The sequence below is a fragment of the Streptomyces sp. CA-210063 genome (genome assembly GCF_024612015.1).
Taxonomy (GTDB): domain Bacteria; phylum Actinomycetota; class Actinomycetes; order Streptomycetales; family Streptomycetaceae; genus Streptomyces.
On the sequence record NZ_CP102512.1, the window covers coordinates 7,779,888 to 7,805,401 of the forward strand.

A 25,514-nucleotide genomic window follows, 5' to 3' on the forward strand; every position below is an offset into this window, starting at 1 on the left:
CGACGCGAGGGGGCGCCCGGTGATCCGCCGGGCGCCCCCTCGCCGCTCACGCCGCCGTTTCGAGCGGCTCCTCCAGAGGCGTCGGGCGGGCGTCCAGGTCGGTGAGGACGGCGTGGGCGGCTCGGCGGGCGGAGTGGAGAGCGCCCTGGACGGTGCTGGTGTCGCGGTGGTCGCCGCAGACGTAGAGGCCGGCGAGGAGGCGTACGGGGCGTCGTAGATCGTGGGGTGCGGGCATCGCGGGGACGGCCTCGGGGACGTGGTGCGCGGCGAGGAGTTCCCAGCGGGTGGTGGACGTGCGGTAGAGGCGGGCCAGTTGGGCGCGGACCGTGGCGTCGAGGTGCGCGGGGTCAGGGGGCGTGCCGAGCACCGTGGAGGTGATCAGGGAGCGGCCCGCCGGTGCCCTGCCCGGGTCGACCTGGCTGATGACCGCCGTGTGCGAGACGGGCCCGCCGCGGTCGGAGTCGAGGAGCAGCGCCGGTTCGACGAGCGGCGGCTCGTCCGTGGCGTGGTGCAGGACCGTCACCGGGTGGAACTCCGGCACCCGCAGCCCCGGAAGCAGTTCGGCGGCCGAACGGGCGTCCGTGGCCAGCACCACGGCACGGCAGGAGAGTTCACCGTGGTCCGCCGTCGTCACCGAGGTCGTGCTGATCGCCGTGACCCGTACGCCCGTACGGACCGAGCCCGGCGGCAGCGCGGCCGCGAGGAACTCCGGGAGGGCGTCGGCGCCGCCCTCCGGGACGCACAACCGGCCCGTCGCGAAGGTGTGCAGGGCCAGGTCGGCACAGCGGCTGGACGTCTGCAGGGCCGGGTCGGAGAGGAGCGCGGCCAGCAGGGGACGTACGAAACCCTCGATCGTCCGGGGCGGGAAACCTCGGGTCGCCAGCGCCTGGGAGATCGGGACCTCCGTTCGTGTGAGGAGCCGTTCGGGCGCGGTCGCGGCGAGCCGGGCCAGGGCCATGGCCAGCCGGGACTGGTCGGCGGGGGCGCCCAGACGGCCGGGGCGGATGCCCGTGGAACGCCCTTGCGGGCGGCCCTGGTTCCGGGGAAGCCTGGGGGCGCTTGCGAGGGCGCGTGCCGCCGTGAGTGCGCCCCTCGCGCCTCGCAGGACAGGGGTGGCGCCGGCACGGTGATGACGGCCGTCTGCGTGCAGCAGGACGCCTGGGGCGAACGGGCGCAGGGGCAGGCCGGCCAGGGGCGGGGTGCGGCGCAGTTCCGGGTACGACGTGGAGAGCAACGGGGCCGTCCGGTCGAGGCGGAAGCCGTCGATCTTCTCGGTGGACATACGGCCGCCGACGGCGGGTGCGGCCTCCAGGACGGTGGTCGTCAGCCCCGCCCTGCTCAGATGTCCGGCCGCAGCGAGGCCGGCCACACCGGCTCCTACGACGATGACGTCCACGGTCTCCGTGTCCGCCGGGAACGCCGACTGGTGCACCGACTCAAGCACGTGCCCCTCCCGAGGTCGCGCGGTTGCGGGGGCTTTATGCCCCCAACACCCATCTGAAATACCTGAGTTCGGAACGAGAGTGAAGGTGGGGGTCGGTTCCGGGGAAGGAGCGTGTGACCTCGCACGGAGGCATGAGCGGGGTGAGTGTGCGCCGGGCGTTCGGGAGGCTGCGGTTGTCGGGCGGGTGCGGGTGGGTGGGGGCTGGTCGCGCAGTTCCCCGCGCCCCTGAAGACCAGGCCCTGCGGGCCTGAAAGACGACGGCCCTGCGGGCCGGAAAAGCACGGGGCGCAGCCCCTGCTTTTCAGGGGCGCGGGGCTGTGTTGGATCTGCGGCTACCGCCGCGTGGGCGCGACCAGCCCCCACCCACCCGCAGACGACGAACCCCCTCAGCCGGCCTCCGCCGCCCGGATCGCGTCCTCGATCTCCGGGTACGTGAACGTGAAGCCCGACTCCAACAACCGCGCCGGGACGGCCCGCGTGCTGCCGAGGACGTCGTCGGCGACCCCGCCGAGGACGAGCCGGAGCGCGGGCGCCGGCACGGTGAACAGCGTGGGCCGGTGCAGGACCCGGCCCATCGCCGCCGTGATCTCGCGGTTGGTGCGCGGGGCCGGCGCCGTCAGATTGAACGGGCCGGACAGCGACGGGGTGAAGAGCAGGTGACGCAGGGCCGCGACCTCGTCGTGGAGGGAGATGAAACTCCAGTACTGGCGGCCGTTCCCCATCCGTCCGCCCAACCCGGCCTTGAACAGCGGGAACAGCGGACCCCAGGCGCCCCCGCCCCGGGCCACCACCAGCCCCGTACGGGCGAACGCCGTACGGATCCCGGCCTGCCGCGCGGGCTCGGCCGCCCCCTCCCACTCCACGCACAACGAGGACAGGAACTCCGACCCCGGCTCCGCCGACTCGTCCACGACCCGGTCGCCCGTGTAGCCGTAGAACCCGATCGCGCTGCCGTTGACGAACACGCTCGGCGGGGTGTCCAGGGCGGCCACGGCCTCCGCGAGCGTTCGGGTGCCGAGCACCCGGCTGTTGCGGATCGTCGCCTTGTACGCCTTGGTCCAGCGGCGGGACGCGACCCCCGCCCCGGCGAGGTTCACCACGGCCGCGCATCCCGCGAGCCCCTCGGTGTCGACCCGCCCCGCGTCCGGGTCCCAGCGCACCTCGCCCCGCGCCCGTGGCGCCCGCCGCACGAGCCGGAGCACCTCGTGTCCGTCCTCGGAGAGGGAGCGGGCCAGCGCCGAACCGATCAGGCCGGACGCCCCGGCGATCGCGATACGAGAACCGGGCGGAACGGGCGATTCAACGGTCATGCCCCCATCCTGCCGGGTGGGCGGCGAAACCGCGGGGCCAGGGGGGTGACCTGGGCGCCCGAAAACGGCCGTCCACGATTGCCTCCGGCCCTCTCCACCACCGCCGTGCCGCCGCCGTACAGTGGCCGTCATGCCGGTTCCGCACATACGCGTCGCGACCCCTGACGACGAGGGCGCGCTCGGCCTGCTCGACCGCGTCACCTGGTCGCCGCTGCACTCCGTCCAGGAGCGCCCCCGACAGCCGTACGAGCCCTTCTACAACGAGCGTTACGGCCCCCGGGACCACCTCGTCGCCGAACTCGCCGGCACCGTCGTCGGCTACGTCCGGCTCGGCCGGCCCTCCTTGCTCGCCTGCCACACGCACGTCCGGCAGATCCAGGGCCTCGCCGTCGCCGAGGAGGCACGCGGGGCCGGCGTCGCACGTGCCCTGCTGCGGGCCGCGCAGGACGAGGCCCGCCGGCGTGGCGCCCGCCGCCTCACCCTGCGGGTCCTCGGCCACAACACCCCGGCCAGGAAGCTGTACGAGTCCGAGGGGTTCGTGGTGGAGGGGATCCTGGCGGAGGAGTTCCTGCTGGACGGGACGTACGTGGACGACGTGCTGATGGGCTGTCGGCTCTGATCAGCGTCTTCCACTCAGCGTCTTTCACTCAGCGTGTTCGACTCAGTGTGTTCGACAGCTGTGTGCGGCTCACGAGGTCACCAGCTCACCCGTGTCCACCGCCGCCGTAGCGTTCGCCGCGCGCTCCGCGTCGGAGGCGACCTCGTCCACGGTCAGGACGTAACCCGTCTCCGCGTCCGAGGTGGAGCGGGCGAAGACCACGCCGAAGACCTGGCCGTCGGTGGTGAGGAGGGGGCCGCCGGAGTTGCCGGGGCGGACCGTGGAACGGATGGAGTAGATGTCGCGGGTGACCGAATCCGTGTTGTAGATGTTCCGGCCGGTGGCGTCGATACGGCTGGCGACCGTGGCCGCCTGGAGGTCGAGGCCGCCGTCCTCCGGGTAACCGGCGACGACCGCCGCGTCGCCGCGCTTGGCCCCGTCGTCGAAGCGGAGCAACGGGGCCTCGAGACCCGGGACGTAGAGGACCGCCACGTCCTTGTCGGGGTCGAAGAGCACCACCCGCGCCTCGTACGCCTTGCCCACGCCACCCACGCGCACGCTCGGGTCGTCGATGCCCGCCACCACATGGGCGTTGGTCATCACATGTTCGGTGGCGTACACGAAACCGCTGCCCTCGCGGCCCTGGGTGCCCGCGACGCCCTCGATCTTCACCGTGCTGCGCTTGGCCGCGCCGGTCGCGGCCGCGGTGACGCTGTCGCCGGAGGGCTTGGCGACCTCGGCCGTCGCCTCGTTCTCGAACGGGTTGAAGACCTGCGGGAAACCCGCCTCGGTGAGCGCGGAGGTGGCGTTGGAGAACCAGGTCGGGGTGGTGTCCGGCATGGTGTTCTGGACGGCGCCGAGCAGCGCCGAGTTGCGGATCGAGTTGGTCACCACCGCGGACGAGGAGGCCCCGAGGACGCTCGCGGCCACCCAGGCCACGATGAGCACGGCGACCGTGTTGGCCGCCGCCCCGCCGATGCCGTCGGCCACCCTCAGCGGACTGCGGTCTATCTCCCGGCGCAGTCGCAGCGCCAGCCGGCCCGCCAGTTCATGCCCGATCACCCCCGGCACCAGCACCGTCAGCACCGCCGTGACCGTCGCCGCCGGGGTGCCCGCCTCCACCAGCTCCATCATCCACGGCAGGATCCACACGCCTATCGCCGCGCCGCCCACGAAACCGGCCAGGGACACACATCCCGCGACCAGGCCGCGACGGTACCCGGACGCCGCGTAGGCCAGGATCACCAGCAACAGCAGGATGTCGAGCACGTCCACTCCAGCCGCCTTTCACTCGGGACCCTGTAGTACGCGTGGGGCGGGCACAGTGATCAGTTACGCCCGCACCGCACCCCGGCGGCCCGTACGAACCGGCCACCGGCGCGCCACAACTGCCTGGAACTGTGAAAACGTCCCGGACCGGGACGTTGGTTCCATCCGCTTCCACCGGGTGGCACACCCCACCTCGCGGGCGGCACGCATCTGGGTGACCCTGAGGACATGCGTGTGTTCCGGATGCCACGGGGGGCGCGAACACGGCGGCTGCCACGCGCGTGGCGCCGCCGTACACGGACCCCGCGCGGCCCGGCCCCGGTCCGGAAGCACAGACGCCGGGCCCGCGACCGCGTACGCCTGCCCCGGGGGCGCGTCGATCCGCCGCGGCCCGTCCGCCTGGCGCTGGCCTGTCTGCCCGGGCTGGCGGCCGTCCTCGCGCTGGTGGTGTGCGCGATCGGCGTGGACCGTACGGGGCACCGCTCGACCCGGCCGGAGGAGGCCCGGCCCGCGCAGCCGCACCAGGCGCCCAGACCGCCCATCGTGCCGAGGGCCCGCTGGCTGGAGGAGGACGCGCGCAGCCGACCGCCCATCCGCTACGACGACAAGGTGGCCGCCGTCTTCATCCACCACACGGACTCGCCGAACGGCTACGACTGCGCCGACTCCCCCCGCATCATCCGCTACCTGTACGCGGGCCAGACCGGCGCCAAGCACTGGGACGACATCGGCTACAACTTCCTCGTCGACCGCTGCGGCACCATCTACGAGGGCCGCGCGGGCGGCGTCGACCGCCCCGTCACCGGCGCCCACACCCAGGGCTTCAACCATCGCACCGCGGGCATCGCCGCCCTCGGCACCTTCACCGCCGGCGTCGCCGTCCCGCAGGCCATGACCGACGCGATCGCCGCCCTCGCCGCCTGGAAACTCGGCCTCTCCGACACCGACCCCCGCGGCAGCGTCCGGCTCACCTCCAGCAACAGCCTCAGCCGCTACGCCGCCGGCACCACCGCCCTGCTGCCCACCCTCGCCGGCCACAGCGACGGCTACATGACCAGCTGCCCGGGCGCGGCCCTCGCGGAACGCCTGCCCGCGATCAGAGAGCTGGCGGCACGCCTCCAGGGCCGGCGTTGAGACGGATCATTGAACGGATCATTGAGACGGATCTCATGAGCTTCACAGACAGCGCGCCGGGGTCTCACAGACTTCTCCCAGATCCGCGCCCTACCTTCGTCGTTGTCACGCCGACCGGAGGTGGGGAAAATGATCAGCAGTCGTACGAAGAACACGTCCCGCAGCCCGAAGAAGTCCTGGTCCTCGGCCCTGCGGAGTCCCTGGACGGTGGCCTGCGCGGCCGCCGTGGTCGTGCTCGGCCCGTCCGCCGTCACCGCGTCCGCCCTGGAGCGCGCCAACTCCGCGCCGCTGCACGGCGCCTCGGCCCCCGAGCACCCGGCCCCGGGCAAGGAACGACGCCACCACGCCCAGCCGTACACCGCCGAGGTGTACGCGTACCTGCCGCGCACGACGAGCCGGGGCCTGCGCGCCTGAACCGGCCCGGAGCGAGGACTCGAACGGCCCCAACCGCCCTCGTCACTAGGGCCTGAAGCGGTCCCAGAGCTTCGGATAGCGTTCCGCGAGCGCGGACTCGTTCTCGAAGTCGAGCGGGGTGCCCTCGGGTTCGCCGGGCGCGGGCGGGATACCGAGGTCCGGGGCGACCACACCGGTGAGCTGCTCGTACGCCTCGTCCGCGGCGTAGCCCAGCTCCTCGCCGTCCCCGTCGATCTCCTCGTCGAAGTCGTCCAGCAGATCGGCGAGCGAGTCGGGGTCGTGCACCGCGCCCTCGAAGACCTCCCGGCCCTGGCCGATCAGCCAGCACCGGAAGAAGTCGAACGCGTCGTCGCTGGCACCGTCGAGGAGCACCCAGGCGGCGCCCCACAGATCCCAGGTGTACGCGCGGTTGTAGCGGGACTCGAAGTGCCGGGCGAAGTCCAGCACCGCTTCCGGGTCCAGCCGGCCGAGCCGTTCCACGAGCAGGTCGGCATGCTCCTCGGGATCGCCCTCGGCGTCCTCCCGAGCGGTGTCCACCAACTCCCAGAACTCCGTCTCGTCCATCACGGGTCCAGCATCGTGCCTGGGCGGGTGGGACGCACGTGGAGGATGGTGGATTGTTATGTCCGGTACGGGATCCGGGGGACCTTACCGGCCCTTATCGCGCCTTATCTCTTCTTCCCGCGCCTCGTACAGCCCGGCGAGCCGGCGCGCGTCGCTCGCGAAGCGCGCCCGCAGGCTCTCGGGGGCCAGCACCTCGGCCTCCGCTCCGAGCGCCGTGAGCTGGGTGTGCGCCACCTCCTCCGACTCGACGCGGAGCGTGACCGTCAGCCGGCCCTGTTCGTCCGGGGCGTCGGCGTCGGCGTCGGCCGCGGCCAGGGCGTCCCGTGCCGGGACGGGATCGACGACGTACGGCAGCCTCCGCACGCCCTCCGCCGAGAGCCGTACGACGACCTCGGCGTGCAGGATCGACCGGGCGAAACGTCCGGCCTGCTCGTCCCAGTGGGCCGGCAGGTCGAACTCCTCGTCGCGGGTGAAGCGGCTGCCGTCGGCGTCGACGGTGGTGAAGCGGTCGACGCGGTACGTGCGGTAGGAACCGGCGCTTCCATCGGCCGGGACGCGGGCGCACAGGTACCAGACGCCGGCCTTGAGCACGAGGCCGTACGGCTCCATCTCCCGCTCGACCTCGCTGTCGCCCCTGCGGTAACGCGCGACGATCCGGCGGTCGTCCCACACCGCGTCCGCCACGGCGGGCAGCAGCTCGGGGGTCTTCGGCTCCTTGAACCAGCTCGGCGCGTCGAGGTGGAACCGCTGGGCGGCCGTACGGGAGGCGTCGCGGAGGGAGGGCAGCAGGGCGGCCGACACCTTCAGCCGGGCGGCGGAGGCCGCGTCCTCAAGGCCCATCTCCCGCAGGGCACCCGGCACACCGCTGAGGAACAGCGCCTCCGCCTCGCCGCGGGCCAGCCCGGTCAGCCGTGTCCGATAGCCGCCGATCAGCCGGTAACCACCGGCCCGCCCGCGGTCCGCGTACACCGGCACCCCCGCCTCCGACAGTGCCTGGGCGTCCCGCGTCACCGTCCGCTCCGACACCTCCAGTTCCCGGGCGAGTTCGGCGGCGGTCATGGAGGGCCGGGACTGGAGCAGCAACACCATCTTGATCAGCCGGGCAGCGCGCATGCGTTCATGATGCCGGGCGGTGCGCGGGAGAGCTCGGGGGGTGGGGGTGCGTTGGCGGGTGCGTTGTGGTTGCTCGCGCAGTTCCCCGCGCCCCTTGACAGCGGGGGTCGCGCCCGGAGTTTTTTAGGGGCGCGGGGAACTGCGCGACCAGCCCCCACCCACCCGCACCCGAAGAACCACCCAACCCCACCCCTCACTCCGTCGGTGTCACAACCCGTACCGCTCCCGGGCCTCCTTCACCGCCGTCGCCTTGACCTCGCCCCGCCGCGCGAGTTGCGCGAGGGCGGCCACGACGATCGACTGGGCGTCCACGCCGAAGTGGCGGCGGGCCGCCTCGCGGGTGTCGGAGAGGCCGAAGCCGTCCGCACCGAGCGAGGAGTAGTCCTGCTCGACCCACTGGGCGATCTGGTCGGGAACCTGGCGCATGTAGTCGGAGACCGCCAGCACCGGTCCCTCGGCACCCTGCAGGGCCTGACGGACGTACGGCACCCGCTCCTCGCCGCGCAGCAGCGCCGCGTCCGCGTCCAGGGCGTCCCGGCGCAGTTCGCTCCAGGAGGTCGCGGACCAGACGTCGGCCGACACCCCCCACTCCTCGGAGAGGAGCTTCTGCGCCTGAAGGGCCCAGTGGATCGCCGTACCGGAGCCGAGCAGCTGGATGCGCGGGGCGTTCGCCACCGGGGACAGCCCCGCCGACTCGGCCGTGTTGAAGCGGTACAGGCCCTTGACGATGCCCTCGTCGACACCGAGACCGGCCGGCTTCGCGGGCTGCGGCAGCGGCTCGTTGTAGACGGTCAGGTAGTAGAAGACGTTCGGGTCCTCGCCGGGCGCGGCCTCGCCGTACATCCGGCGCAGTCCGTCCTTGACGATCGCCGCGACCTCGTACGCGAACGCCGGGTCGTATGTCATCGCCGCCGGGTTCGTCGCCGCGATCACCGGGGAGTGGCCGTCGGCGTGCTGGAGGCCCTCGCCCGTCAGGGTCGTACGGCCGGCCGTGGCGCCGACGAGGAAGCCGCGGCCGAGCTGGTCGCCGAGCTGCCACATCTGGTCGGCCGTGCGCTGCCAGCCGAACATCGAGTAGAAGATGTAGAAGGGGATCATCGCCTCACCGTGCGTGGAGTACGCGGTGGACGCGGCGATGAAGTCCGCCATGGAACCGGCCTCGGTGATCCCCTCGTTGAGGATCTGGCCGTCCTTGGCCTCCTTGTAGTACATCAGCTGGTCGCGGTCGACCGGCTCGTACGTCTGGCCCTTGGGGGAGTAGATCCCGAGGGACGGGAAGAGCGACTCCATACCGAAGGTGCGCGCCTCGTCGGGGACGATCGGCACCCAGCGCCTGCCCGTCTGCTTGTCGCGGACCAGGTCCTTGACCAGGCGGACGAAGGCCATGGTCGTCGCCACGTTCTGCGAGCCGGAGCCCTTGTCGAAGGCGGCGAAGGTCTTGTCGGCGGCGGCCGGCAGCGGGGCGAGCGCGTGCGTACGGCGGGCCGGCGCGGGACCGCCGAGGGCGGCGCGGCGCTCCTGGAGGTAGCGGACCTCGGCGGAGTCGGCGCCCGGGTGGCCGTAGGGCACGACCCCGTCGACGAAGTCACTGTCCTTGATCGGCAGTTCCAGCAGGTCGCGCATCGCCTTGAACTCGTCCACCGTCAGCTTCTTCATCTGGTGGTTGGCGTTCTTCGACGCGAAGCCCTCGCCGAGGGTGAAGCCCTTGACGGTCTGGGCCAGGATGACGGTCGGGGCGCCCTTGAACTCGACGGCGGCCTTGTAGGCGGCGTACACCTTGCGCGCCTCGTGGCCACCGCGGGAGAGGTGGAAGCACTCCAGGATCTTGTCGTCGCTCAGCAGCTTCGCCATCTCGACGAGCGCCGGGTCGGCGCCGAAGAAGTCCTGGCGGATGTAGGCGGCGTCGCGGGTCTGGTACGTCTGCACCTGTGCGTCGGGTACCTCGCGCAGTCGGCGTACGAGCGCACCCGTGGTGTCGAGCTGGAACAGCTCGTCCCACGCCGAACCCCACAGCGACTTGATGACGTTCCAGCCGGCGCCGCGGAACTGGGCCTCCAGCTCCTGCACGATCTTGAAGTTGGCGCGGACCGGGCCGTCGAGGCGCTGCAGGTTGCAGTTGATGACGAAGGTGAGGTTGTCCAGGCCTTCGCGGCTCGCGAGGGCGAGGGCCGCCGTCGACTCCGGCTCGTCCATCTCGCCGTCGCCGAGGAACGCCCAGACGTGGGAGTCGGAGACGTCCTTGATGCCGCGGCTGGTCAGGTACCGGTTGAAACGCGCCTGATAGATCGCCGACAGCGGGCCGAGGCCCATCGACACCGTCGGGAACTCCCACAGCCAGGGCAGGCGGCGGGGGTGCGGGTACGACGGGAGGCCGTTGCCGGCCGCCTCGCGGCGGAAGTTGTCGAGGTGGGCCTCGTTCAGGCGGCCGTCGAGGAAGGCGCGGGCGTAGATGCCGGGGGAGGCGTGGCCCTGGATGTAGAGCTGGTCGCCCGAACCGTCGGCTTCCTTGCCCTTGAAGAAGTGGTTGAAGCCCGTCTCGTAGAGCCAGGCGGCGGAGGCGAAGGTGGCGATGTGGCCGCCGACGCCGTATTTGGAGCCGCGGGTGACCATCGCGGCCGCGTTCCAGCGGTTCCACGCGGTGATACGGCGTTCCATCGCCTCGTCACCGGGGATGCCCGGCTCGGCGGCGGTGGGGATGGTGTTGACGTAGTCCGTCTCGAGCAGCTTGGGCAGCGCGATGCCGTTGCCCTCCGCGCGCTCCAGGGTGCGGCGCATCAGATACGCGGCACGGTGCGGCCCGGCCGCCTTGGTGACGGCGTCCAGCGAGGCCTGCCATTCGGCGGTCTCCTCCGGATCCCGGTCGGGGAGCTGGTCGAGCGCGCTCGGCTGGATGGCGTGGGAGTCGGTCATTGCGCCGCCTTCCTCAGTCGAAGGGGTTCCCTCATCGGTATGGGGTCGGGGGTTGCCCTTGTGTCTTTGGCAGGACAGGGCGAGGACCTTGGTGGAGGCCCATCCGGGACTGTAACCCCCTGATCGATGATCGATCAAAGGGTGAAGAGCAAAAAATCTCGATCACGAGAAAGTCGGCACGGGGTGCCTTTGTCGAGGGCACCGCGTGCCGCTGCGCTGTCGCGATTTCCGCAGGTGGGGCGGCGTTTGAGCGCGGGTCTGCTCTGGTGTTCGGGGCGCACGGGTGGTGGGGCCCGGCGCGGTGTGCGCGTGTCGGGCCCCACCGGGTCGTGCAGGGGGTGTGTCAGCCCGTCGCTGTGTGCGTGGGCCTGGAGGCCTCGGTCGTCCGGGCGGAGGGTTCCGCCGTCCGGGCGGAGGGTTCCGTCGTCCGGGCGGAGGATTCCGGGGTCGCCTCTCGGCGGCCCTGTTCCCCTCGCTCGGCGCGGGCGCGGGTCCCCTGTTCGCGGGTGATCACTTCGGTCGTGACGCCGATGGCGAGCGCGACCGGCCACTCCAGGACTCCGGCCGCGGTCATGCCGCCCAGAAGGCCGTAGTAGGCCAGCTTGCGCGGCGCGGGGAGCAGTGAGGTGGCCGCGCGGGCGCCGGAGCGAGCCCCGGTGAAGAGGTCGCCCGGGGTCACATAGGGAATGGGAATCTGCGGGTGCGCGGTGTGCATGTGCAGCACCTTGCCGCCCCCGCGCTTCTCCTGGTCCTGTGCCGCCTCGTCGCGGCGCTGCTCGGGCGCCTCCTGCGTCGCTGCGGTCATGGGTGCCGCCTGTGCCGCCTCGGTTCCGGCCGTCCCGGTTCCGGCCGCTTCCGAGCGGGGCGTCGCGCCCTGGTCCGGTGCTTGTTTCTGCGGGTACTCCGGGTTGGTGTGCGCGGAAGTCATCTCCGTCCTCCCGTACTGGGAGCGTGAGGCAATGGAAGTCTCCCGCCTACCGTCTTCCAGCCCTGGGCGTCGATAAACGCACAAAACGCATGAAATGATGCAAAGTGCGGATCAGGCGTGGGCGGCGGCCGCCGGACGGCCACTGCCCATCAGTGCCTTCCAGAGCTGGACGGAGAGGCGGATCAGGGCCGCTTCGAGCAGGGCGACGGCGACCTGGGTGAGGATCGTGGCGAGGATGTGCGGCACGGCTGAGCCGCCTTTCGTGTGCATCGTGCGGGGGACCACTCCTTTGTGCGGTTTCACGGCTTCCGGGAGGCGGCACCCGGGTTGCCGGAGGGTGAACTTCCGCTTTCTGGAGTCCCCTGTGCCGGTACGACGAGCCGTAGGGCGGCGGGCAGCGCGACCGAGCCCACCGCCGACACCAGGGCGATGGTCCAGCCCGTGGGGCCGAGGGGCCGGCTGCCGAAGAAGTGGCTGAGCCCGGGCACGGTCACCACGACGGCCAGCGCCACCAGGGATCCCACCACGGCCGCCGCGACCACCGGATCGCGGCCCGCGTCCGCCAGCGTCTGGAGCAGCTGGGAGGAGACGAGGGCGACCAGGGCGACGGTGTCCGCGCGCCCCCGCGTCCCGGTCGCCCGGGCGACCACCCAGGCGCTCGCGGCGGCCGCCGTCGTGACCACGGCGCGCAGCCGGATGTGGCGGATGAGGGCGGCCCCGAGCGAGGCCTCGGGCCCCTCCGCGAGGAGCTTGTCGGGGCGAGCGGCCGACGGCCGGGCGGCGATCGCCATGGCCGGCAGCATGTCCGTGAGCAGGTTGACCAGGAGGAGCTGACGGGCGTTGAGCGCGCTGCGCCCCGTGAGCACACTGGTCGCCAGGGTGAAGGCGATCTCCCCGAGGTTGCCGCCCAGCAGGATGCCCAGCGCCTTGCGCACCGAGGCCCACATGGACCGGCCCTCGACGATCGCGTCCACGATGGTCTCGATGCGGTCGTCCGTGATCACCACGTCGGCGGCCGAGCGGGCCGCCGGAGTCGCCCGGGAACCGAGGGCGATGCCGACGTCGGCGATCCGGATGGCGGGCGCGTCGTTGGCGCCGTCACCGGTGACCGCGACCGTCCGGCCGGCCGCGCGCAGCGCGGTGACGATACGGACCTTGTGGGCCGGGGTGACCCGGGCGAACACCGTGACGTCCGGCAGCCTGCGGGTGAGCGCGGCATCGTCGAGGGCGTCCAGTTCCGTGCCGGTCATCAGGCGCGGTTCCTCGTCCGGCCGCAGCTCCCTGGAGATCGCGGCGGCGGTGCTCGGATGGTCCCCGGTGACCATGACGATGCGCACCCCGGCCAGAGCCAGCCGCCGTACGCTCTCGGCCGCGGTGACCCGTACCGGATCCGCGAGGCCCAGCAGGCCCAGCAGACACAGGCCGTCGAGGTTCTCGTCGCTGACGTCCGCGAGCTCGGCGAGTTCGCCGTCGTCCTGCGGCGCGTCCGACGGCAGGACGCGCTCGGCGACCGCCAGGACCCGCAGGCCCTGACGGGCCAGCCGGTCGGTCTCCGCCTCGATCGCCTCCCGTGCCCGGTCGTCGAACGGCCGGCTGTCGCCGTCGCGCCGGATACGGTCGCAGCGGGCCAGGACGACCTCCGGCGCGCCCTTGACGACGATCCGCGCCCGGCCGCCGGAGCGCCCCAGCACGGCGTGGAAGCCGCGCCCGGGCTCGAACGGCAGCTCCGTCACCCGGTCCCAGGTGTCCGAGGCGAGCCCGGCCGCCCGCGTGGGCGCGGCCTCGAGCAGCTCGGCCCCGGCCGCGATGGCCCGGTCGGTGGGGTGGGCGAGCGAAGCGGCCGGGCCCGTCGGGCCCGCCAGGGCGGCGGTGGCGACGATCCGGCGCAGCGCCGGGCCGAGCCGGTCCGGCGCACCCCGCTCCAGCGAGCCCCGCTCCAGCCCGTCCGACACCTGCTGCAGGCTGATCCGGCCTTCGGTGAGCGTGCCCGTCTTGTCGAAGCACAGCACATCGGTACGCCCGAGCGCCTCGATGGTGGGGGCGCTGCGGACGAGGGTGTCACGAGCGGACAGCCGGCGGGCCGCCGCCAGCTCCGCGACCGTGGCCACGAAGGGCAGCCCCTCGGGCACGGCGGCGACGCACAGGCTGACCGCGGAGCCCAGGGCCGCGCCCAGGGGCCGTCTGCGCAGCAGCTCGACGGCGAACAGGGCGACGCCCGAGGCCACCGACAGCGGCAGGAACCACCGGCCCAGGCCCTTCAACCGCCGCTCCACACCACTCTCCGGCGGTCCTTCCTCGAGGTCCGTCCCGGCCGCGCTGCCCGCCTCGGTGGCGTTGCCGACGGCGACCACCACGGCGAGCGCGTGGCCGGCCGCCACGGTCGTGCCCTGGTGGAGCATGGAGGTACGGTCGGCGACGGCCCGGGCGGCGCTGGGCCCGGCGGTCTTCACGACCGGCTCCGATTCGCCCGTCAGGCTGGACTCGTCGGCCTCCAGACCCGTCGCCCGTACCACCCGGCAGTCGGCCGGGACCGCGTCACCGGCCCGCAGCTCGATCACATCGCCGGGCACCAGCAGGTCGGCGGCCGCCTCCACCGCCTCCTCCTGGCCGGCTCGGCGCACGTTCACCCGTACCGAGGTCGCCTCGACCAGCCGCCGCGCCACATGGTCGGCCCGCTCCTGCTGCACGCCGCCCACCAGCGCGTCCACCCCCAGGACGCCGCCGATGAGCACGGCGTCCAGTACGGAGCCGAGCGCCGCCGAGATGCCACCGCCGATCGCCAGCACGGGGGTGAGGGGATTGGCCAACTCCTCCGCGATCCTGCCGACGAGGGTGAGGGCACCGTCGTGCCGGTCACGGTCCTCGGACTCCCGGCGCCGGGTGGCCTCCGCCTCGTCCAGCCCTTCGGAGGAGGTGCCCAGACGCGCCATCACCTGACGCACCGTCATGGAGTGCCACGGCGTGCGCTCGACGACCGCCGGGGCCGGCCGGGCGCGCAGCCGCCGGCCCGCCCAGAAACCGGCCGTCATCCCCGCGACCGTGACCGCGTCGGTCACCAGACGGACCCGCCTCCAGGCCCCCGGACGCGGGGAGAAGAGGCCGAGAGCCCCGCCCGTGAGGGCGCCGACGCCCTCCAGACGGGTGCACAGCACGCCGATCCGCCGGGCCTCCGGCAGGGCCGTCAGCAGCATGTGGACGACGTCGGGCCGGGCGGCGACATCCGCGTCCCACGGCACATGACGCGGGCCGGTGATCACGCCGATGCCCAGATCGGCACGGGCCAGTGCGCGGCGGGTGCGCGCCGACACCACCGCCACGCCATGGCCGTCCGCCTGCAGGGAGCGGACCAGCGCGGCCGTGCGACGGTGCCCGGTGGGCAGCGGCTCGGGCAGCCCGAACCTGAGGTGCAGCCCCGGCGGTCCGCCGACCAGCCGCACCTGGCCGCACTCACCCGCCGCCCGCACCAAGTGATGGGCCAGCGCGTGCAGTTGGGGGATCAGACCGGCCACGGCGACGGGTGTCCCGTCCCGCACGACGAGCAGGACCCGCGCCCCCTCCTCGGCCCATCGCGCGGTCTGCGCCACCGTCTCCTCGGGCACCACGGCGTCGCCGCCGGGGCCGGTGTCCCTGCCGGTGAACGGCCGCAACTCCCAGCCCGTCCGCCGGGGCGGCGGCACGGAACCGCGGCCCCGCCCGTGCCGCCCCCGCCGCGGCCGCTCCGACTCGATCAGCTCGTGGATCCGCGCGTGCAACTCGTCGTCGTCCGGGCCGTCCGCCGCCTCGGCGGCCCTGCCTGTGCCGGTGGTCTCCTGCGCCTCGGCGGTCCGGCCGGTGTCGGCGGTCTCACCGGCCTTGCCGGTGTCAGCTGTCCCGGGGGTCTCGGCAGTCCCGCCGGTTTCACCTGTCTCATGTGCCGCGCCTTGTGGGGTCAGGCGCACCACGTGCTCGACCGTCCACCCGCCGGTGGCCAGCACGCGGGCGTCGAGGACGACCGTGTCGATCCGGTCGAGTCGGCGCAACGCCTCCGGCCGCAGCACCAGCGCTCCCCGGTCGGAGGCGGTCCGCGCCACCGAGCAGGCGAACGCCTCCTTGCCGAACCGAGGGCCCCTCGGCGTCCCGGCGGTCAGCAGCGCCAGCCCCCGGTCATGGCCGAGCCTGCCCACGGCGGTCAGTCCGTACGCCGCGAGGGACGCCGGCACCGCCACGTTGGCGTACCGTTCGCCCGGTCCCGGGGGCAGCGGGGCGGGTCGCTTGTGAGCCTGTACCGCGTCATGGCGGTACGTCCCCTCGTGCGCCGCCAGCCGGTGCGCCCACTGCTCCCACGCCCTGTGGCGGGCCTGCGTCTCCGCGTACCGGCCGCCGGCCAGCACGACGCTCACCGCGGCACCGAGCGGCCGGAACGTGAACGTCGTCAGCAGGAGGTTCGCCGCGGCCCAGCCCCGCTCCGCGGCCGTCTCACCGACCCGCCGGGCGACGCCCTCGCGCACGCCGGGCGTCGCCTCCGCGAGCTGGACCGCCGAGAGCACCACCGGCGGCAGGCCGCGCAGCCGCAGCAGGTTGCCGACCGATGCGACCCCGAGCGCCACCACACCGGCGGCGAGCTGTACGGTCGCGGCGAGCCGCGGCCCCGCCGCCCCGGGGAAGCCCGCCGGACGCGGCGCCCGCCGCGCCCCGGTCCCGGCGGGACCGTCGTCCGCCACCGCGTTCCGGTGTCCCGACTCGCTCTCGCCGTCGGCGCGTTCGGCCGGACCTCCGGTGTCCCGGTCCGGCGCGGCGGCAATCTCCTCCCGAGCGACGGCGTCCGCGGCGGAGACCAGGGCGGCGACGCGCTCCAGGTCGGTCCCGGGCAGACAGCCGACGTAGACACAGCCCAGCGTGCCGTTGACCTCGGCGCGGCTCACCCCCGGCACCTCGCGCAGAGCGGACTCGACCTCACGCGCCGCACCGGCCGTCCCGGGCCCGCCCAGGTGCCGCACCGCGACCTGCACGCCGCCGTCGGTCGGCCAGAGCCCGGGTGTACGGGGCCGCAGCGCGGGACCGACCACCGGCAGGGCCGCCGGTACGGCGGCCAGCATCTCCGCGGCCGAGCGGAGCGTGCCGGAGAGTCCGGACATTCCGGACCGGGAGCGCACTGGCCAGATCACACGGCCCTCCACCCTCGACCAGGGGTCGCCGTCGGCACCCCGAACAACGGCTCGAAGAACAGCCCGAACAGCAGCCCGAACAGCAGCTCGAAGAACAGCCCGGAGAACGGCCCCGGGAGAACACACGGCTCTCCTCAGTATGGGCACGCCTCAGCGGCATCGTCCTGCGCTGGCGGGCCGACTGGGCCGAAGAGGGGACCTGAACGGGACCATCAGGCGGAATCGCCGGCGGCGCGGGGAGCGCACCCCAGCACATGCTCCTTCACCAGGCGGCCGATCTCCGGGTCCCGCCGCTGGAACGCCTCGACCAGGGCCTGGTGCTCCTCCGCGTACGACTGCTGGACCGTCCCCAGCCAGCGGATGGACAGTGCCGTGAACACCTCGATGCCCAGCCCCTCCCAGGTGTGCAGGAGGACGGAGTTGCCGGCGGCGCGGACCATGGCGCGGTGGAAGCCGACGGTGTGGCGTACCTGGGACGTGCCGTCGGCGTTGCGGTCGGCCTCGTACAGGGCGGCGACGTGTGGTTCGAGCGCCGAGCAGTCCTCGGCCAGCCTCTCCGCCGCCAGCTCCGCCGCGATCGCCTCCAGCCCGGCCCGTACGGGGTAACTCTCCTCCAGGTCGGCCGCGGTCAGATTCCGTACCCGTACGCCCTTGTTCGGCGCGGATTCGATCAACCGCAGCGACTCCAGCTCGCGCAACGCCTCCCGTACCGGTGTCTGGCTGACCTCCAGCTCCGTCGCGATCCGCCGCTCCACGATCCGCTCACCCGGCTTCCACCGCCCGCTCACGATCCCCTCCACGATGTGCTCGCGGATCTGTTCGCGCAGCGAGTGGACGACGGGCGCGGAGGTCATGCGGGCTCCTTCGGCGGGGGACAGAGCCCCTGGGGCGGTGACCTCTAGACAATAAAGCCGCGACCCCGCCGGTGAGAGGCGCACGGGGGCGCTTTCGCGCAGGTGAGACGAGACTTACACGCTGCCATGGGAGGCCGTTTTGTAAAGACCCGTACCGGCCATGCCGTCCCGGTCGCCGATGACAGAAAACGGTGCCCCCGCCCGGAAACTCCGGGCGGGGGCACCGTTCGGACAGACGTGGCTGTTACAGGCCCAGCTCGACCTCGAACTCGCCCGCCTCCAGGATCGCCTTGACGGCCGTCAGGTAACGGGCCGCGTCGGCGCCGTCGACCAGACGGTGGTCGTAGGAGAGGGTCAGGTAGGTCATGTCGCGGATGCCGATGACCGTGCCCTCCTCCGTCTCGATCACGGCGGGGCGCTTGACCGTGGCGCCGATGCCGAGGATCGCGACCTGGCCCGGCGGCACGATGATCGTGTCGAAGAGCGCGCCGCGCGAACCGGTGTTGGAGATCGTGAAGGTCGCGCCGGACAGCTCGTCGGGCGTGATCTTGTTGGCGCGGACCTTGCCGGCCAGCTCCGCCGTGGCCTTGGCGATACCGGCGATGTTGAGGTCACCGGCGTGCTTGATGACCGGGGTCATCAGGCCCTTCTCGGAGTCCACCGCGATACCGATGTTCTCGGTGTCGAAGTAGGTGATCGTGCCCTCGCCCTCGTTGATCTTGGCGTTGACGGGCGCATGGGCCTTCAGCGCCTGGGCCGCGGCCTTGACGAAGAACGGCATCGGGGAGAGCTTCACACCCTCACGGGCCGCGAACGCGTCCTTGGCCCGGGCGCGCAGCTTCATCAGGCGCGTGACGTCGACCTCGACGACCGACGACAGCTGCGCCTGCTCGTGCAGCGCCTTGACCATGTTGTCGCCGATGACCTTGCGGATGCGCGGCATCTTGATGGTCTGGCCACGGAGGGGAGAGGCCTCCAGGGCCGGCGCCTTCTTGGCGGCCGGAGCGGCGGCGGTGGTCGGCGCCGGAGCGGCGGCAGCGGCCTTCGCGGCCTCGGCGGCGGCGATGACGTCCTGCTTGCGGATACGACCGCCGACGCCGGTGCCCTTGACGGCGCCCAGGTCGACACCGTTCTCGGCGGCGAGCTTGCGCACCAGCGGGGTGACGTACGCGCCCTCGTCCGTGGCCTTGGCCGCCGCGGGAACAGCGGCCGGAGCCGGGGCGACCGGAGCGGGCGCGGGAGCCGGCGCGGCCGGAGCAGCGGCGGCGGGCGCCGGAGCCGGAGCGGCGGGGGCGGCCGGCGCGGGGGCCGGAGCCGGAGCCGGAGGGGCGGCCGGGGCGGGCGCGGGAGCAGCCGGGGCCGGGGCAGCGGCGGCGGGCGCCGGAGCCGGGGCGGCCGGGGCCGGGGCAGCCGCCGGAGCGGCACCCGGGGCGCCGATGACGGCCAGCTTGGCGCCGACCTCGGCGGTCTCGTCCTCGGCGACCGTGATCTCCAGGAGCACACCGGAGGTGGGCGCCGGGATCTCGGTGTCGACCTTGTCCGTGGAGACCTCGAGGAGGGGCTCGTCGGCCTCGACGGAGTCGCCGACCTCCTTGAGCCAGCGGGTGACGGTGCCCTCGGTGACGGACTCGCCGAGCGCCGGGAGGACCACGTCGGTGCCCTCGGCGGAGCCGGCGCCGGCGGTGGCCTCGGCGGTCGGGGCCGGCGCGGGGGCGGCCTGCTCGGTGGAGGGCGTGGCCTGCGGGGCCGGCTCCGGAGCGGCGGCCGGCTCGGCGGCCGGGGCGGGGGCGGCGGCGGGCGCGCCCGTGCCGTCGTCGATCAGGGCCAGCTCGGCGCCGACCTCGACGGTCTCGTCCTCGGCGACCTTGATGGACGCCAGGATGCCGGCGGCCGGGGAGGGGATCTCGGTGTCGACCTTGTCGGTCGACACCTCGAGCAGCGGCTCGTCGGCCTCTACGCGCTCACCCTCGGCCTTCAGCCAGCGGGTGACAGTGCCCTCGGTGACGCTCTCGCCGAGCGCCGGAAGGGTTACGGAAACCGCCATGGTTTCTGTTGCTCCTTAGGAATTGCGGAAGTCTGGATCGTCGCTTCGTCGACCGAGGGTCAGTCGTGCGAGTGCAGCGGCTTGCCGGCCAGGGCCAGGTGGGCCTCGCCCATCGCCTCGTTCTGCGTCGGGTGGGCGTGGATGAGCTGGGCGACCTCGGCGGGGAGCGCCTCCCAGTTGTAGATCAGCTGGGCTTCGCCGACCTGCTCGCCCATGCGGTCGCCGACCATGTGGACGCCGACCACGGCACCGTCCTTCACCTGGACGAGCTTGATCTCGCCCGAGGTGTTGAGGATCTTGCTCTTGCCGTTGCCCGCAAGGTTGTACTTCAGAGCGACGACCTTGTCCGCGCCGTAGATCTCCTTGGCCTTGGCCTCGGTGATACCCACGGAAGCGACCTCCGGGTGGCAGTACGTCACCCGCGGCACACCGTCGTAGTCGATCGGAACGGTCTTCAGGCCGGCCAGACGCTCCGCCACCAGGATGCCCTCGGCGAAGCCGACGTGCGCGAGCTGGAGCGTCGGGACCAGGTCACCGACGGCGGAGATGGTCGGGACGTTCGTGCGCATGTACTCGTCGACGAGGACGTAGCCGCGGTCCATCGCGACGCCCTGCTCGTCGTAGCCGAGACCGGCGGAGACGGGCCCGCGGCCCACGGCCACCAGCAGCACCTCGGCCTCGAACTCCTTGCCGTCGGCAAGGGTGACCTTGACACCGTCCTGGGTGTACTCGGCCTTCGAGAAGAAGGTGCCCAGGTTGAACTTGATGCCGCGCTTGCGGAAGGCGCGCTCAAGAAGCTTGGAGGAGTTCTCGTCCTCGACGGGGACGAGGTGCTTGAGGCCCTCGATGACCGTGACGTCCGAACCGAAGGACTTCCAGGCGGAGGCGAACTCGACGCCGATGACACCGCCGCCGAGGACGATCGCCGACTTCGGTACACGGTCCAGGACGAGGGCGTGGTCCGAGGAGATGATGCGGTTGCCGTCGATCTCCAGGCCCGGCAGCGACTTCGGCACGGAGCCGGTCGCCAGCAGGACGTGGCGGCCCTGGACGCGCTGGCCGTTCACGTCGACGGAGGTCGGGGAGGACAGGCGGCCCTCACCCTCGATGTAGGTGACCTTGCGGGAGGCGATGAGCCCCTGCAGACCCTTGTACAGGCCGGAGATCACCCCGTCCTTGTACTTGTGCACGGCCGGGACGTCGATGCCCTCGAAGGTGGCCTTCACACCGAACTGCTCGCTCTCGCGGGCCTGGTCGGCGATCTCGCCCGCGTGCAGCAGGGCCTTGGTGGGGATGCACCCCCGGTGCAGGCAGGTACCGCCGACCTTGTCCTTCTCGATCAGGGCGACGTCCAGGCCCAGCTGAGCCCCGCGCAGGGCCGCGGCGTAACCACCGCTACCACCGCCGAGGATCACTAGGTCGAAAACGGTGCTGGCGTCGTTCGCCACGTCACGTCCTCCATGCATGTGCGCCGTACGCCGGTCGTCCATGACCGGGCGGCGGCTGGGTGTCCGGCCGCTCTTCTTCGGCCCTGTGGTGGGGGCCCTGTCCTGCCGAGCCCCATCTTCGCACTTGTCCACGCCGAACGAGACGCCGGGCTGCTGTGTGAGACGTCGCACAGAAAACCCCGCGCCCCTGAAAGGGGCGCGGGGAACTGCGCGATCAGCCACATACGGCCCGTAGTCGCCCTATTGCAGGACGAACCGAGCTGGTAGGTGTCACCCCAGGTCGCCGGAGGCAGCCCGCTCGGCCAGCCGCACCAGAGTCCGAACAGCCGTCCCGGTCCCACCCTTGGGCGTGTACCCGAAGGGACCCCCCTCGTTGAACGCCGGCCCCGCGATGTCCAGGTGCGCCCAGGTGATCCCCTCGCCCACGAACTCCTTCAGGAACAACCCGGCGACCAGCCCACCGCCGTACCGCTCACCCATGTTCGCGATGTCGGCGGTCGGCGAGTCCATGCCCTTGCGCAGGTGGTCCGGCAGCGGCATGGGCCAGGCCGGCTCCCCGGACTCCTCCGCCGCCTCGTGCACCGCGGAACGGAACGCGTCGTCGTTGGCCATGATCCCGAACGTCCGGTTGCCCAGCGCCAGCATCATCGCCCCGGTCAGCGTCGCCACGTCGATGATCGCGTCCGGCTTGTCCTCGGACGCCTTGGCGAGCGCGTCGGCCAGGACGAGCCGGCCCTCCGCGTCGGTGTTCAGGACCTCCACCGTCTTGCCGCTGTACATGCGCAGCACGTCACCCGGGCGGGTGGCGGAGCCGGACGGCATGTTCTCGGCGAGGGCGAGCCAGCCCGTGATGTTGACCTCGAGGCCGAGGCGCGCGGCGGCGACCACCGCGGCGAACACGGCGGCCGCGCCGCTCATGTCGCACTTCATCGTCTCGTTGTGCCCGGCGGGCTTGAGCGAGATACCGCCCGAGTCGTACGTGATGCCCTTGCCGACGAACGCCAGGTGCTTCTGCGCCTTGGGGCTGGTGTACGACAGCTGCACCAGCCGGGGCGTCGCCGCCGAGCCCGCGCCGACGCCGAGGATGCCGCCGTAGCCGCCCTTGGCGAGCGCCTTCTCGTCGAGCACGGTCACCTTGATGCCGTGCTCCTTGGCCGCGGTCTGCGCGACGGCGGCGAAGGCCTCCGGGTCGAGGTCGTTCGGCGGGGTGTTGATCAGGTCGCGGGCGCGGTTCAGCTCCTCGGTCACCGCGATCGCGCGCTCGGCGGCCGCCTTGTGGGCCTTGTCCCGGGGCTTGGCGCCGAGCAGGGCGACCTCGGCGAGCGGCGCCTTGCCGTTCTTCGCCTTCGGGGCGTTCCTCGAAGGCGCGGTCTCCTTGTAGACGTCGAACGAGTACGCGCCGAGCAGCGCGCCCTCGGCGATGGCGCCCACGGCGTCGGCGTCCTCGACGGGCAGCGCGAACGCGGCCTTCTTCGTACCGGACAGGGCACGGGCCGCGGCACCGGCCGCGCGGCGCAGCGTCTCCGCGCCGAACGAGACGTCCTTCTCGGGCACCGAGCCCAGGCCCACCGCCACCACGAGCGGCGCCTTGAAACCGGACGGCGCGGGCAGCTTCGTCACCTCGCCCTCCGCGCCCGAGGCGCCGAGGGTCGTCAGGACGCCGGCCAGCTTGCCGTCGTATGCCTTGTCCACGGCCTCGGCACCCGGCGCGATGACCGGGCCTTTGGCGCCCTTCGCGACACCGACCACGATCGCGTCGGCACGGAGGCCCGACGCGGCGGCGGTGCTGAGAGTGAGAGCAGTCACGGTGGTGAAATCTCGCTTCCGATTGAGTTTCGGTGGCCGAACGGATGGGTCGACGTGCCGTGAACGAGCCTAGGCCCTTGTTCGGCCCATCGGACCTGGGCGCGGGCCGGTTGTGCACGCGCCGCCCGCACGGCGTCCGCTGCGACCAGCCTCCCCGACTTTCGGCTCCGCCCGTGCAGGGAGATCCCCATGTCTTCGGCATAGGGGGATCCCTTGTCGCCGGGCCACCTGATTTCGATCACTCCTGCGGGCGTTCACCCCTATGTGGCGTCATGGTCATTTCTGTGCCCTCTTATGCCATGACCTGGGTCACACTCGTCCCGGCCGTGAGTGATCAGCTCATCGGTTTGAACTTCTGGGGGAGGGGCGAACATGGCGCACAGTGTGCCCGGATGGAGAAACGCCGCCGCGGTCGTGGCGACCGCGAGCCTGTTGGCGGCGGGCCTGGGCATACCCGAGGCGTCGGCCGCGGCCACACCGCGCATCGACCTCGAGGTCCTGGTCGTGGACAACGGCGACAGCCCCGTCCAGGCCATCACCGCGGAGCTGAAGAGCACCGGCATCCCGTACACCCGCGTGAACCTCGACGACGCCAACCGTCCGACCATCGACGCCGCTTTCCTGAGCGGCACGGTGGACGGCACGCCGCGCGCGAAGTTCCAGGGCGTGGTCCTGCCCAACGAGGCCCCGTTCGGTGCGGGCTCGGCCGAGCAGACCGCCCTGGAGGCGTACGAGCGGACCTACGGCATCCCGCAGGTCGACGCCTACACCTGGGCGCATCCCGGCGTCGGGCTCGACTACACGAGCGAGGGCGGCTGGGCCGGCACCCTCGACGGCCGCGAGGCCGCGGTGACCGACGCCGGCCGGACGGGCCCCTTCGGCTATCTGGACGGCCAGCTCCCGTTCGAGGACAACTCCACGTCCCTCCAGGAGAGTTACGGCTTCGTCGCCCGGCCCCGGGCGGGCTACACCAGCTATCTCGACATCGCCGTGCCCGGCGGCAGCGGCCGGGGCAGCCTGGTCGGCGAGTACACCCACGACGGGCGCCGCGAACTGGTCGTCACCTTCGCCTACAACCAGCACCAGCGGCAGTTCCGGGTGCTGGCCCGGGGGATCGTCGAGTGGCTGACGGAGGGCGTGCACCTCGGACGCAGCCGGAACTACCTCGCCGTCCACATCGACGACGTGTTCGCGCCCGACAGCCGCTGGGACACCGAGCACGACTGCACCCCCGGCAGCTTCAACTGCGGCGGGGAGGGCGAGGGGACCGAGCCGATCCGGATGACCGCCGCCGACGCCGAGTACGCCAAGCAGTGGCAGCAGTCCAGCGGCTTCACCCTCGACATGGTCTACAACGGGGGCAGCGGCGAGGAGTGGAAGGCGGCGAACGGCGGCACCGACGCCCTCACCGACCGACTGCTCGCGGACAAGAACGCCTACCGCTGGATCAACCACACCTACACGCACCAGTACCTCGGCTGCGTCCAGGACACCTCGACCGTCCCATGGAGCTGCGCGAAGAACGCGGACGGCTCCACCCGCTATCTGGGCCGTGCCGACATCGCCGGGCAGATCCGCGACAACCACGACTGGGGGGTCGCGCACGGTCTGCCCGTGCGGCGGGACGAGCTGGTGACGGGCGAGCACTCGGGGCTGAGGACGCTGCCGCAGCAGCCGGACGACAACCCGAACCTGGCCGGCGCGCTCGCCGACAACGCTGTCACATGGATCGCCTCCGACAACTCCCGTGAGCCGGGCCAGCGTTCGGTGGGCGCCGCCCTGACCGTGCCGCGCCATCCGATGAACGTGTACTACAACGTGGGCACGGCCGCGGAGATGGTCGACGAGTACAACTGGGTCTACACCTCGGCGGCCGACGGCGGCAGCGGGGTCTGCGAGAACAACGCGACCTCCACCTGTCTGGCCGCCCCGCTGGACCCCACCACCGGTTACGCGTCGCACATCGTCCCGCAGGAGGTCCGTACCGCCCTGCTGCACGCCACCGGCAACGACCCGCGACCGCACTACGCGCACCAGTCCAACCTGGCCGAGGAGCGGCTGCTCTACCCGGTTCTGGACCAGGTGCTCGCCGACTACCGGGCGCTGTTCGCCGCCGACACGCCGCTGGAGAACCCGCGGCAGAGCAGTGTCGGCACCGAGCTGAAACGTCGGGCCGCCTGGCAGACCGCCGTCGCGAACGGCACCGTCACGGCGTACCGGACCGGCACGACGGTGACGGTGACCGCGCCGTCCGGGACCGAGATCCCGGTGACCGCGCCCGAGGGGACCGTCAGGCAACTCGCCGTCGGGACCACCGCGTTCGGAACGCCGTACGCGGGAGCGCGCTCGGCCTGGACCACGCGCGCACCGCTGCAGACCGCCGTCAAGCTCAAGCTGCCTTAGAGCTGCGACGAGGTCCAGCGGCACCGCCCCGAAAGGGGCGCGGGGAACTGCACGACCAGCCCCCACAGACCCGCAGTCGGGGTCCGGGGCCGCGGTTCCCCGCACATCATCCGCACAACAGGGGAGCCGCG

General features: G+C 72.5%; 17 protein-coding genes. 4 read left to right on the top strand and 13 right to left on the bottom strand.

Annotated elements, in window-relative coordinates; translation table 11 throughout:
- Nucleotides 1–46: 46 nt before the first annotated feature.
- Nucleotides 47–1,444 carry an NAD(P)/FAD-dependent oxidoreductase gene (locus JIX56_RS33980; protein WP_257546270.1) on the bottom strand — a complete coding sequence of 466 codons (1,398 nt, stop codon included), beginning with the start codon at nucleotides 1,442–1,444 and terminating at the stop codon, nucleotides 47–49.
- Between the two features lie 386 nt (nucleotides 1,445–1,830).
- The gene (locus tag JIX56_RS33985; RefSeq protein ID WP_257546272.1) at nucleotides 1,831–2,754 is read right to left on the bottom strand and encodes a TIGR01777 family oxidoreductase; all 924 of its coding nucleotides are present in this window, start codon (nucleotides 2,752–2,754) and stop codon (nucleotides 1,831–1,833) included.
- A 130-nt stretch (nucleotides 2,755–2,884) separates the two neighbouring features.
- Here JIX56_RS33985 and JIX56_RS33990 point away from each other — a divergent pair, with 130 nt between their 5' ends.
- The gene (locus JIX56_RS33990; RefSeq protein ID WP_257546274.1) at nucleotides 2,885–3,373 is read left to right on the top strand and encodes a GNAT family N-acetyltransferase; all 489 of its coding nucleotides are present in this window, start codon (nucleotides 2,885–2,887) and stop codon (nucleotides 3,371–3,373) included.
- Nucleotides 3,374–3,442: 69 nt separating this feature from the next.
- Here the strand turns inward: JIX56_RS33990 and JIX56_RS33995 are convergent, their stop codons facing one another.
- On the bottom strand, nucleotides 3,443–4,627 hold the full coding sequence (locus JIX56_RS33995) for a MarP family serine protease (RefSeq protein WP_257546276.1): 1,185 nt from the start codon (nucleotides 4,625–4,627) through the stop codon (nucleotides 3,443–3,445).
- Nucleotides 4,628–4,849: 222 nt separating this feature from the next.
- On the opposite strand from JIX56_RS33995, the gene JIX56_RS34000 reads away from it, so the two are divergent.
- The gene (locus tag JIX56_RS34000; RefSeq protein WP_257546278.1) at nucleotides 4,850–5,755 is read left to right on the top strand and encodes a peptidoglycan recognition protein family protein; all 906 of its coding nucleotides are present in this window, start codon (nucleotides 4,850–4,852) and stop codon (nucleotides 5,753–5,755) included.
- Between the two features lie 129 nt (nucleotides 5,756–5,884).
- Nucleotides 5,885–6,169 carry a hypothetical protein gene (locus JIX56_RS34005; RefSeq protein ID WP_257546280.1) on the top strand — a complete coding sequence of 95 codons (285 nt, stop codon included), beginning with the start codon at nucleotides 5,885–5,887 and terminating at the stop codon, nucleotides 6,167–6,169.
- A gap of 45 nt (nucleotides 6,170–6,214) precedes the next feature.
- On the opposite strand, the gene JIX56_RS34010 is transcribed toward JIX56_RS34005, so the two are convergent.
- From JIX56_RS34010 to JIX56_RS34055, 10 genes are all read right to left on the bottom strand, one after another.
- A complete protein-coding gene (locus JIX56_RS34010) occupies nucleotides 6,215–6,733 on the bottom strand; it encodes a DUF4240 domain-containing protein (protein ID WP_257551287.1) in 519 nt (172 codons plus the stop codon).
- A gap of 84 nt (nucleotides 6,734–6,817) precedes the next feature.
- A complete protein-coding gene (locus JIX56_RS34015) occupies nucleotides 6,818–7,846 on the bottom strand; it encodes a helix-turn-helix transcriptional regulator (RefSeq protein ID WP_257546282.1) in 1,029 nt (342 codons plus the stop codon).
- 207 nt (nucleotides 7,847–8,053) lie between these two features.
- Entirely contained in the window at nucleotides 8,054–10,756 is a 2,703-nt protein-coding gene (gene aceE / locus JIX56_RS34020) for a pyruvate dehydrogenase (acetyl-transferring), homodimeric type (protein WP_257546284.1), read from the bottom strand.
- Between the two features lie 343 nt (nucleotides 10,757–11,099).
- Nucleotides 11,100–11,684: a hypothetical protein gene (locus JIX56_RS34025; protein WP_257546285.1), complete on the bottom strand. Its 585-nt coding sequence runs from the start codon at nucleotides 11,682–11,684 to the stop codon at nucleotides 11,100–11,102.
- Between the two features lie 111 nt (nucleotides 11,685–11,795).
- On the bottom strand, nucleotides 11,796–11,954 hold the full coding sequence (locus tag JIX56_RS34030; protein ID WP_257546287.1) for a hypothetical protein: 159 nt from the start codon (nucleotides 11,952–11,954) through the stop codon (nucleotides 11,796–11,798).
- Between the two features lie 29 nt (nucleotides 11,955–11,983).
- On the bottom strand, nucleotides 11,984–16,798 hold the full coding sequence (locus JIX56_RS34035) for an HAD-IC family P-type ATPase (protein WP_443032078.1): 4,815 nt from the start codon (nucleotides 16,796–16,798) through the stop codon (nucleotides 11,984–11,986).
- Nucleotides 16,799–17,040: 242 nt separating this feature from the next.
- Nucleotides 17,041–17,682: a GntR family transcriptional regulator gene (locus JIX56_RS34040; RefSeq protein ID WP_257546291.1), complete on the bottom strand. Its 642-nt coding sequence runs from the start codon at nucleotides 17,680–17,682 to the stop codon at nucleotides 17,041–17,043.
- Nucleotides 17,683–17,926: 244 nt separating this feature from the next.
- The gene (gene sucB, locus JIX56_RS34045) at nucleotides 17,927–19,726 is read right to left on the bottom strand and encodes a 2-oxoglutarate dehydrogenase, E2 component, dihydrolipoamide succinyltransferase (RefSeq protein ID WP_257546293.1); all 1,800 of its coding nucleotides are present in this window, start codon (nucleotides 19,724–19,726) and stop codon (nucleotides 17,927–17,929) included.
- 59 nt (nucleotides 19,727–19,785) lie between these two features.
- Nucleotides 19,786–21,174, bottom strand: coding sequence for a dihydrolipoyl dehydrogenase (lpdA, locus tag JIX56_RS34050; RefSeq protein ID WP_257546295.1), 1,389 nt, complete (start codon nucleotides 21,172–21,174; stop codon nucleotides 19,786–19,788).
- A gap of 270 nt (nucleotides 21,175–21,444) precedes the next feature.
- Nucleotides 21,445–22,980: a leucyl aminopeptidase gene (locus JIX56_RS34055; protein WP_257546297.1), complete on the bottom strand. Its 1,536-nt coding sequence runs from the start codon at nucleotides 22,978–22,980 to the stop codon at nucleotides 21,445–21,447.
- Between the two features lie 372 nt (nucleotides 22,981–23,352).
- On the opposite strand from JIX56_RS34055, the gene JIX56_RS34060 reads away from it, so the two are divergent.
- The gene (locus tag JIX56_RS34060; RefSeq protein WP_257546299.1) at nucleotides 23,353–25,383 is read left to right on the top strand and encodes a hypothetical protein; all 2,031 of its coding nucleotides are present in this window, start codon (nucleotides 23,353–23,355) and stop codon (nucleotides 25,381–25,383) included.
- Nucleotides 25,384–25,514: the final 131 nt, after the last annotated feature.